This window comes from Roseibium sp., assembly GCF_025698965.1.
Lineage (GTDB): Bacteria > Pseudomonadota > Alphaproteobacteria > Rhizobiales > Stappiaceae > Roseibium.
The window spans coordinates 1-9,373 of sequence record NZ_JAILWL010000248.1 but is presented as its reverse complement, the minus strand read 5'-3'; the positions used below and the strand labels follow the sequence as shown (position 1 = coordinate 9,373).

The 9,373-nt window shown below is 54.4% G+C and carries 9 protein-coding genes; 2 read left to right on the top strand and 7 right to left on the bottom strand.

Features of this window, described 5'->3' with window-relative positions:
• Positions 1–133 precede the first annotated feature (133 nt).
• Positions 134–1,201 carry an alanine racemase gene (locus tag K5905_RS19275; protein WP_297586716.1) on the top strand — a complete coding sequence of 356 codons (1,068 nt, stop codon included), beginning with the start codon at positions 134–136 and terminating at the stop codon, positions 1,199–1,201.
• A gap of 91 nt (positions 1,202–1,292) precedes the next feature.
• On the opposite strand, the gene K5905_RS19270 is transcribed toward K5905_RS19275, so the two are convergent.
• The 7 genes from K5905_RS19270 to K5905_RS19240 form a co-directional block, all read right to left on the bottom strand.
• A complete protein-coding gene (locus K5905_RS19270) occupies positions 1,293–2,420 on the bottom strand; it encodes an ABC transporter ATP-binding protein (RefSeq protein WP_297586714.1) in 1,128 nt (375 codons plus the stop codon).
• 73 nt (positions 2,421–2,493) lie between these two features.
• A complete protein-coding gene (locus K5905_RS19265) occupies positions 2,494–3,705 on the bottom strand; it encodes a sugar ABC transporter substrate-binding protein (protein ID WP_297586713.1) in 1,212 nt (403 codons plus the stop codon).
• A gap of 33 nt (positions 3,706–3,738) precedes the next feature.
• Positions 3,739–4,581, bottom strand: coding sequence for a carbohydrate ABC transporter permease (locus K5905_RS19260; RefSeq protein WP_297586712.1), 843 nt, complete (start codon positions 4,579–4,581; stop codon positions 3,739–3,741).
• A complete protein-coding gene (locus tag K5905_RS19255; protein WP_297586711.1) occupies positions 4,571–5,467 on the bottom strand; it encodes a carbohydrate ABC transporter permease in 897 nt (298 codons plus the stop codon). Before K5905_RS19255 ends, K5905_RS19260 begins: the two co-directional genes overlap by 11 nt.
• A 9-nt stretch (positions 5,468–5,476) precedes the next feature.
• Entirely contained in the window at positions 5,477–6,643 is a 1,167-nt protein-coding gene (locus K5905_RS19250; RefSeq protein WP_297586710.1) for a Gfo/Idh/MocA family oxidoreductase, read from the bottom strand.
• The gene (locus tag K5905_RS19245; protein WP_297586709.1) at positions 6,640–7,386 is read right to left on the bottom strand and encodes a copper homeostasis protein CutC; all 747 of its coding nucleotides are present in this window, start codon (positions 7,384–7,386) and stop codon (positions 6,640–6,642) included. The genes K5905_RS19250 and K5905_RS19245 overlap by 4 nt, the downstream gene beginning before the upstream one ends.
• Positions 7,383–8,294 (bottom strand): ROK family protein, encoded by a 912-nt coding sequence (locus K5905_RS19240; RefSeq protein WP_297586708.1) that lies wholly within the window; start codon positions 8,292–8,294, stop codon positions 7,383–7,385. The genes K5905_RS19245 and K5905_RS19240 overlap by 4 nt, the downstream gene beginning before the upstream one ends.
• 622 nt (positions 8,295–8,916) lie before the next feature.
• Between K5905_RS19240 and K5905_RS19235 the strand changes: the two genes are divergently transcribed.
• Positions 8,917–9,373: GntR family transcriptional regulator (locus K5905_RS19235; RefSeq protein WP_297586706.1), on the top strand; the 457-nt coding region annotated here is incomplete at its 3' end.

Sequence of the window (9,373 nt, the reverse complement as noted above, 5' to 3'; positions counted from 1 at the left end):
CCCGAACGACCCGAAAACGACTCCCTACAGAAAAGCCCCGCGGGACATCTGGCCAATTTCTGAAGTGTCGTCAGTTGGGGAGCGACCAGTGGAACCCGAATTCAAAATTGCAGTCAGGCAAGGAGGGTGAGTGATGAGTATTGGACTTTCCATTCATGATTTACTCACACCAGTAGCGGTGATCGACGAAAAGATCATGGAGACCAACATTTCGGTTGCGCAGGAATATTTCGACCGGATCGGTCGAAATTTCAGGCCCCATATCAAAACCCACAAGATCCCGGCGTTGGCTACACAGCAAATTGCTGCCGGGGCGAAAGGTATCAATTGCCAGAAGGTCAGTGAGGCGGAGGTTTTTGCGGATGCAGGTTTCACCGATATTCTGATTACGTTCAACATGCTCGGGTCTGCGCGGCTGGAGCGATTGAAGGCCTTGCATTCGCGGGTAAACCTGCAGGTGGTCGCAGACAATGACGTTGTCGTGGACGCTCTTGCCGCGACGTTTTCAGAAGATCTTCCGCTAAATGTTCTCGTGGAATGTGATACAGGATCAGGGCGGAACGGGGTCCAGACACCGGCGGCCGCCTTGGAACTTGCACGCAAGATCGATGCATGTCCTGGGCTGACTTTTCATGGCCTGCTGACCTATCCGAAACCATCAAGCGAGACGGACGTCGAAGCGTTCTTTGCGCAGACAATAGATCTTTTGAAACAGGCTGATCTTGAGTGCGCGGTTGTCTCTCACGGCGGATCTCCAAGCCTGTTTGATTCCGACCTCGTGCCAAGTGCCACGGAACACCGCGCGGGAACCTACATTTTCAATGACCGTTCGATGGTACGCGCCGGCATGTGCGACTTCGACGACTGCGCGATGCATGTCATTGCAACGGTGGTGTCGCGACCAACCGAAAACCGGGCGGTACTGGACGCTGGGTCGAAAGCTCTCACGTCGGACCTGCTGGGATTCGATGATCATGGGCTTATCGTTGAATATCCCGATGCGTCGATTGCCACATTGAGCGAAGAACATGCCGTTGTCGATCTCAGCGGTCTTGATGAGAAACCTGAGATCGGAGAACGGATACGGATTATCCCGAACCACACCTGTGTCGTATCCAACCTGTTTGACAAGCTGGTGTTCCACCGGGACGGCGCGGTGACGCGAATTGAACACGTCGCCGCCCGTGGGCAAGTCGTCTAGTCCTCCAGAGGGCTTGCCCGCCTAATTGCAGTGCAAACTAAAACGGCCACCTGTCAGGTGGCCGCTTTTTTTCCTCACGCAGCAGCGGCACCTAAATGTGCATTTCTGCCGGGTCCAGGGCGGCCACGGAAACCATGCGGTCAAAAGCCGTGCCTGTGTTGTCGAACAGGTGACAATCGGACCCCTTCACCCCCATTTTAATGGGCGCGCTGACCTTTACCGGTGCGGAGCCGGGCAGCAAAGCACAAAACGTTGCGTCAGATCCCGGAATCGAGCTGTAGGTGACTGTGTGGATACCCAGATGCTCAACGACATTCGGAACGATCTCGACCGAGGCATCAGCCTGATCAAGCGTCAAGTGTTCCGGGCGGATCCCCAGGGTCAGAGGTTTGCCGGCCACATCTCCCCTAGGTGACACGGCTACAGTCAACTCTTGACCGGACGGGAGCGTGACGACAACTCCGTTGTTGTCGGATTGCTTGCCGGTCACCTGGACAAAATTCATTTTCGGATTGCCGATGAAACCGGCGACAAACAGGTTTTGCGGTTTGTGATAAAGATCGAGGGGTGTTCCGACCTGCGAGATCACACCGTGATCAAGTACCACGATCCTGTCCGCCATCGTCATGGCTTCAACCTGGTCATGGGTCACATAGATCATTGTAGCATCAAGATCGTTGTGAAGCTTTGCAAGTTCGACACGCATTTCGGCCCGAAGAGCCGCGTCCAGGTTGGATAGAGGTTCGTCGAACAGAAAAACTGAAGGTTCACGCACGATGGCGCGTCCAATAGCAACGCGCTGGCGCTGACCGCCTGACAGTTCTCCTGGCTTGTGCTGCAATCGTTCCGACAGTTGCAGGATGCCGGCGGCGTTTTGTACCTTTTCCTGGACCTTGTCGTTTGAAAGGCGTTCTACCCGCAAGGGAAACGCGATGTTCTCGTAGACACTCATATGCGGATAAAGCGCATAGGACTGGAACACCATGGCGATGCCACGTTTTACGGGTGGCAGATCGTTCACAACCTTGGTGTCAATTGTAATGTCACCGCCTGTAATTTCCTCAAGCCCTGCGATCATGCGCAGCAAGGTTGATTTCCCGCATCCGGACGGACCGACAAAGACGATGAACTCGCCATGGTCTACATCAAGGTTCACGCCTTTGATGACTTCCATCCGGCCATAGCTTTTGCGTACGTCGCGCAGCTGCAACTCGCCCATGGTCATTCCTTTTTTGAAGAGGTGTCCGGGCTCCGGGTGTGGGGTACCTGGAGCCCGGTCAGCGCTTAGGGTGTTACTTGAATTCCTCAAGCTGCTCAGCGGCGACTTCAACTGCTTCCGCAGCTTCGATTTCACCCAGGACAACACCCTGAACGGCCTCGTTGATCGTGTCCTGAAGACCGACGTAATCGGTTACGAACGGCTCTGGTCCACCAGTCGGGATCGCGTCAAGGAAAGCCTTCCAGGTCGGATCTTCTTTCAGGATTTCCTGAACTTGAGGCATGTCGCGCAGAGGCGTGTAGCCTTCCGCGATTTCAAACGCCATCTGGTTTTCCGGATTGGTTAGAAGCTTTGCGAGGGTAAGAGCCTGTTCTTCAACACCGGACCCTTTGAACACGGCCAGAGAGTCGGTAATCAGAAGTGTACCGGCACCACCACTTGGTCCGTGCGGGAGAGGTGCGACACCCCAATTGACGTCTTTAACGCGCACGCGCTCCCATGGCCCGGAAATGAACATTCCGATTTTGCCTTCTGAAAACAGGGGCCGAAGTTTCGCGCGGTCATAGGCAACCGGTCCAGGCTGCGAGACTTCTGCCATCTTGCCGTAGAAGGCAAGGGCTTCGACATTGTTCGGCGAGTTGAAGACGATCTCTCCATCCGCGTTAATGACCTCGCCGCCGTTCGTATACACATAGTTCATGAACTGGTGCATGGTGTTGTCGAAGGAGGCAGCGGCAAGACCGAAGCCGTCAGCGTCTGTCTTTTCCTTGACTGCCTTTGCGGCGTTGTACATCTCGTCCCAGGTCTTGGGTGGTGTTTCCGGGTCAAGACCGGCTTCCTTGAAGAGGTCCTTGTTCCAGTAGAGAGCCTTTGTCGAGAATGCGCGCGGCAGTCCCCACTGCTTGCCATTGGCTGTGATCGTGCCAAGGATCGGCGCAGCATAGGTCGCCTTCTCTTCTTCGGTCATGTCGACAGGAATGATGAGGTCGTTTGCGGCGAGCTGCTTGAGCGTCCGTGATCCCATATAGGCGACGGCAGGTGGGTTGCCCGCGCTTGCCAGCGTCGTGGATTTTTCCTGGCACTGTCCCCAGGGCACGAACTCCACTTCAACCTTGAAACCCGGGTTGGCAGCTTCCCAGTCCGAGATCAGCTTTTCCTGGATCGGAATGCCGGCACCGGTATTGTCACCACAATTGATCATGTGAATGACCTTGTCTTCGGCTTGCGCACCGGAGGCGAGGGCAAGGGCGAACGAGCCGCCCAGAAGCAATGATTTTAGTGTCATTTGATTCCCTTTCTGGTTGGATTGTTTTTATCGTTATTCTTTGACGGCGCCGGCTGTGAGACCGGCGACGATGTAGCGTTGCAGGAACACATAGACGAACAGCACAGGCAGAATTCCCACCAGGCTGGCCGCCATGAGTTCGTTCCACACAACCGACTGGCGCCCGAAAAACTGGAACAGGCCAACCGGCAGCGGATTGAGTTCATTCACGGAGTTGAATGTCAGCGCGTAGATGAACTGTTGCGCGTATGCGGTGATGAAGGCGGTGATTGTGACAACCACGATGCCCGGGAGTGCGACCGGGATGATCACCCGCACGAGCGTATAGATCTTGCCAGCGCCATCGACCCAGGCAGCTTCTTCCAGTTCCTTCGGAATGCGCACCAGATAGGAGCGCAACAGCCAGATCCCTGTTGGAATGACGAAGGCGGTACCCGGTGCAATCATTGCGAAATATGTATTCAGCAACCCGTATTGCTGCATCAGCTTGAACAGCGGAATGATCAGAACCGCGCCTGAGAACATGTTCACGGCGATGAAGACACCGAGCAAGGAATTGCGGGCTGGAAACTCAAACCGGGCAAAGGCATAGGCCGCCGGAATGATGCAGATCAGGCCCAGAACCGTAACGACCGTTGCGATGAAAAACGAGTTGAGCATATAGCGCCAAAGCAGTGGCACGTTCTTCCACATGGAGAAGTAGGCCTCGAAGCTCATTTCATCGGTGATGAACTTGTAAGGAATGGAAAAGAGGCCGCTGAGAGGGCGCAGCGAAACGACAAAGGCTTCGACGAACGGCGCCAGGACAAACGTCAGGAAGACCGCAACTCCGCAATAGATCAGCACATACTCGTACCAGCGATACTTATGCAGCATTGTTCGGGCTCCTTTTGGCAAGGCGCGACAGCAGCACGAAATAGATGAAGGTGAAGGATCCGAGGAACAGAACGATCATAACCGTTCGCGCAGCTCCTTCTCCGTATTTGAACCGGCTGATGGCGGTCTTGTAGGTATCGATGATCATCGTCGTGGTAGCGCCGCGAGGGCCGCCTTCGGTCAGGATCCAGATGATGTCGAAGGAATTGAACGTCGCGATTGCCGATAGCAGGGCCATAGTTGCAATCGATGGGAAAATCAGTGGCAGCGTAATCCTGCGAAAGCGATAGAAACGCGATGCTCCATCGACCCAGGCAGCTTCATAAAGATCCTTGGAAATGGACTGCATGGCTGCGAGCAGGTACAGCGTCACCATCGGAACCCCGATCCAGACGTCGGTCACGATGGTCGCCATGAAGGCCGAATTCTTATAGGCGAGAAATTCGAATGGGCCGCTCAAAATGCCGAGCCTTTGCGCCATTCCCGACAGCATCCCGAATTGACCGTTATACATCCAGCCCCATATGAAGACGCCGATGGCGATCGGAATGACCCACGGTGGCATCACGAGTATGCGGAACAAGGCCCTTCCGGGAACCATCGCGTTTAGAAGAACAGCACCAAGCGTGCCGATCAGCATTTTCAACGCAACGGACAACCCCATCCAGTAGAACGTGCGGGCAATGACCTCCGGAAAGCGCCGGGACATGATCTTTTCGTAATTCGCCAGTCCGACATATTCGTATTTCGGGCTCATACTCGTATTCGTGAACGACAGCCGGAACGTCTCGAAAAGAGGGTAGGCAACGATCGCAACCATCACCAGCGTTGCCGGGACCAGCAGGAGATAGGGGAAATAGTCTTTCTTTTTCGCCGTATGCGCCATGGTTTCCCCTCAAGCCAGTCCGTAGCTGTCGAATTGCTGCCAGGTCTCGGCAAGATCGAGAACCGAGCGTGTGCGCCGGGCTTCGTCCAGCTTGATAGCGGTCAGACCCGCCCGCAAAGCATCAAGGACATCAACCGGCAGTCCACCGCCATTTTTAAAATAATGATTGAGATCACGGGCCATGGCGTCGTCAGCGCCGTAATGTCCCGCCCGCTCACCGGGCAGTTCCTTGATATCGACGAGGCAATTCGACGTCAGGGCATCATGAACCTTGAAGTAGTTGCGGATGAAATCGCCCTCCGCCATACCTTTGGTACCCATGATGGCAAATCGTCGGAACTCATCCGGCACATACATATTTGTGTGAAAACAGAGGTTTGCGCCGTCTTCGTATTCGATCAAAGCGGTCTGGTAGTCGATGAGGTCGCCATCTGAATCAAAATCGGCATTGGCACCGCCCCATCTGGGGGTGAACGGGTCAACACGGTCTGGATAGTGTGGCGCGGGAAAGCTGTGATCCTGATCCGGCCTGTTCTCAGGCACAAAGCTCTTGCGTCCGCCGAAGCTGGAAACAAATCGCGGTCGCGATCCCACGACACCCTGATAGAGGTCGAGGTCGTGACAGCATTTCTCCAACATGAAACCGCCGGAGTTTTTCTCGTATCGTCGCCAGTCGCGCATGAAGAACGAGCCGTGATATGGCGCGATGTGCTCTGCTGCCTCGATGGAAACAACTTTACCAATCTGACCGGCAGAGAGGCTTTTTTTCAGTTCGACAAAAAGAGGCGAATACCGGAGCACCAGGCCGACGAGCACCCGCGTTGCACCGTCGTGAGCCTTCATCAGTTCCAGCAGTTCGAACGTTTCCGCCTCGCTCGTGACGATCGGCTTTTCACAAAATATATAAGGTACATCCGATTGCAGCGCTGCCCTCAGATGGTCCATATGCATGAAGTTCGGCGATCCGATCATCAACAAGTCGAGCTTTTCAGCGCTCAACATGTCCGACAGGTCGTCATAAGAGGTGAGGGTGTTGCCGCTTTGAGCCTCGACGTGTTTCAAACCCGCAGGCGTCGGGTCCACATAGGCACATGGATCGATCGCTGCAGAGACCCTCTGCAGGCAATTGCTGACATTGGCGATGCGCGCCCCGAGGCCGACATAACCGGTCTTCATGCTGTGGTCTCCAGATATCTGTCGATGGCGCTTCGAAGCGCCTTTACCCTTGCTGCGTCGGTGTTCTTGAAACCGTTGAGAGCAACGAAGCCCAATCGGCCTTCCGGTTCTTCCAGGGACGGCGCTTTTGAACGGCTGGAACAGGAAGCGTGAAGTTCGTCAACGGTCGTAAGGCTCAAAATGCGCCCGACATTTTCTTCATTGATGCCAGAACCTGCCATGAGGGAAATGCGCCCCCGTGCAATTTTGGCGATGGACGCGAGTCTATCGATGCCCTGATCTGCTCTTTCTTCCTGACCGGATGAAAGAATGCGTTCAAATCCGAGGGAGATCGCGTCTTCAACACCTTGTTCTACATCGTCCAGTATGTCGAAAGCCCTGTGCAGCGTCGCAGGCAGCGCCGCACCCTCCAATGCAGTTGAGAGAAAGTCTCTGTCCAGTTTCCGCTGTTCAGTGGTGGCTCCGATGACAATTCCGTTGAGCCCTTCCTGTCTTGCGACGTGAATATCCCGCAACATCAATGTCTTTTCGGCATCGGAATATCGAAAGTCACCGGTCCTCGGCCTAATCATTGCGTAGACTGGCACGGGCAGTTTTGAGGCTGCACTCATGAGGCCGGCAGACGGGGTCAGGCCGCCTTCGGAAAGCGCCGCACAAAGTTCGATCCTGTCCGCGCCGTGTTCCGCGGCCGTCCAGGCTCCTTCAATCGTGTCGACGCAGACCTCCAGCGGAATTGTTGTCATATTACCGCCTCCGGGAAAGACGTACGTGCAACGATTCCGGCGCCATGGAGGCCACCATTTTCTGAAAATCTACCCTTCACGACCAGCGGTGTGGGATAATCTGCCAGCACGATGTCCCGTGTCTTGCGGTCGATCAGGGCAAGCAGATCCTGATCATTGGAAAGACCACCGCTTACGGGTATGACATCGGGTCCCAGTGTATTCACCAGAACCGAAAGCGCTCTGGAGAGGAGCGTGGAGTAGGCCTCGACAGTCTTTGTGCCTGTTTCTTCACCATCGTGCCAGGCTGCGGTGATCTCCTTGCTGGACAACGTGCTGCCGTGCAAGGACGCGTGAATGCGTTCCATGCCGCGCGCAGAGCACATGGCGTCAATGCATCCAATTTGTCCGCAGCCACACGGATAGGGCTCAAGCCCTGACAGCTGGCCGCCTGCGGTTGGATCCATGATAGGGCCATGGCCCCATTCTCCGGCCATTCCGCCAACGCCATTGATCAGGTTGCCGTTGACAACCAGCCCACCACCAACACCCGACCCCAGGATGATGCCAAAAACGACAGGTTTGCCGCGGCCGGTTCCATCAATCGCTTCCGCCAGGGCAAAGGCATTCGCATCATTTGTAATGACAACCGGGCGCCCGAGTGCGGCTTCCAGGTCTTTCTGAACAGGACGCTTGTGGAGGCAGGGAATATTGGCGACATCTGCAATACCTGTGCGGTCGTCATATGCTCCCGCCAACGAAATTGAGATTGGCGCATGTCCGGCGTCAGCGCACTTTTCGACAGCTTGAACGAAGGCAAGCCAATCCGAACCAGGTGTCGCAACCCGGCCGTTTTCGAAAACTGAGCCGTCGGCATGCAATCTGCCGTGGCGGATAAAAGAACCGCCAATGTCAAAACAGGTGATCATCGCCTCTGGTCTTATTTCAAGACTGTTTTTTTGTAATACCAAAATGCAACCAATAAGGCGTTTAGTAAACAAAAAAATCAATTGGCATCACTTTTTTAACAAATTGGGCCTGTCAAAAAGAGCAATGAAATATCTGAAAAGAGAAGAGTAAGTCCCTGATTTTCAACATTCGGTGGCGTGCGCCGACACAAAGAAAATTACCGAAATGACCGCTGTGACTGTTCTGACTTCATTTCGAAAAAATGACGTGACTTTATTTTCCTGTTCGTCGATTCTCTTGTGGTCCGGAGCCGGAAACTGGCTCTAGTAGGTAAAAAAATTCGAAGATTTGGCCAGTTTTTATCCGGAATACAGGGGAGGTTTGGTTCGGGTACTCATTTGGTTCTCACCATGCGCGAATGAAAACGATGATAGATTTTGATTTTGTTGGAAAACTTGAACACTAAAACATCGATTTTATTCTCTGTGAAAACCGTTTCGAACACGAGGATGTCGGGCGGAGCTCGAAGGGTGCGCGACGCTTCATTGGCTGAAGTCAGGATTTTTAGCACTTGATTTTCGAATTCGAGCCAGTTTAAATTGGTATCTGAAAGGTATTATTTATCCCAAGGCGTCTGGCTTCATGACAGAATTCATATCCATGCTGGAAAATGGTGACTGGCTGGGAAGTTCCAGCGGACCCCGATACCTGCAATTGCGGCGACGCATACAGCAGGCAATTGACGAAGGCGTCCTGAGGGAAAATGAGCCGCTCCCGTCTGAACGCGATATTGCTGCCATGACCGAATTGTCGCGTGTTACGGTTCGAAAAGCGGTTGCCGGCCTTGTTGAAGATCAGATCGTTGTTCAAAAACGGGGCAGTGGATCTTTTGTGGCTCCGAAAGTTCAGAAAGTGGAGCAGCGTCTTTCCAGCCTGACGTCTTTCAGCGAAGACATGTCGCGTCGCGGGCTTGTCGCAAGCAGCGAATGGCTACGGCGTGGATTGTTTCCGGCGTCTCCGGAGGAGATTTTCACGCTTGGTCTTGGGGCGGGCCAGCGTGTCGCGCGCGTTGACCGGCTGCGAAAGGCGGATGACACGC